This is a genomic window from Nonomuraea basaltis (assembly GCF_005893125.1).
In the GTDB taxonomy this organism is placed as follows: Bacteria; Actinomycetota; Actinomycetes; order Streptosporangiales; family Streptosporangiaceae; genus Nonomuraea; species Nonomuraea basaltis.
The window spans coordinates 1-863 of sequence record NZ_VCJS01000612.1; the positions used below are offsets into that span (position 1 = coordinate 1).

General features: G+C 74.4%; 1 protein-coding gene. It reads left to right on the forward strand.

The annotated features are described in order from the left end of the window. Positions 1–863: SpnB-like Rossmann fold domain-containing protein (locus EJK15_RS69680; RefSeq protein WP_138720979.1), on the forward strand; the 863-nt coding region annotated here is incomplete at both ends.

The window sequence follows — 863 nt, forward strand, 5'->3', positions numbered from 1 at the left end:
TGGCCCGCTGATCCCGTTCAACTGGAACGGCGTCACCCTGCACGCCATCGGTGCCACCGCGCTGCGAGTACGGCTGCACCCGGAGCCGGATGGCGGGTTCCGGCTGGACCTGGCCGACCCCGCCGGCCAGCCGGTGGCCACGGTGGAGACGGTGGCATCCCGGCCGGTGGCCGAGGCGGATCCGTCGGCACCGACCGCGGCGTCGGTGGCGCGCTGGGTCACCGAGGTGGTGTGGCGACCGCTGACCGGAGCCTCCGCTGCCGACAACGGGGGAGAGGCGGCGCTGCGTGACGGCGCCGCCGTGGTGGACGCCACCGGCGGCGCCGGCGACGACGCCGGTGACCTGCCGGACAGGGTACGGCGCCGCGTTGGGGCGGTGCTGGCGGAGCTTCAGGACCGGCTCGCCGAGGAGGACCCGCGACCCGTGCTGGTGGCCACCCGGGGCGCGGTCGCCGTGACCGACGGAGAGACGCCAGACCCGGCAGGCGCGGCAGTCTGGGGATTGGTGCGCGCGGCCCAGCAGGAACACCCCGGCCGGATCACGTTGGTCGACCTGGAGCCGGTGCGGACGAGAGGGCGCGCCGCAGCCGCTGATGAGACTGCCGTACGGCCGGAGCTGAGCACCCTGGAGAGCTCGGCGCTGCCCGGCGACGAGCCAGAAGTGGCCATCCGCAGTGACCGGCCATGGGTACCCCGGCTGGAGCGGGGCCGCCTCGGAGAGGAGCCCGTGGCGACCTGGCCGGTCGACGGGACCACGCTGGTCACTGGCGGTACTGGTGGGCTGGGTGCTTTGGTGGCGCGGCATTTGGTGGCTGTGCATGGGGTGCGGCATTTGTTGCTGGTCTCGCGTCGGGGGCTGGACG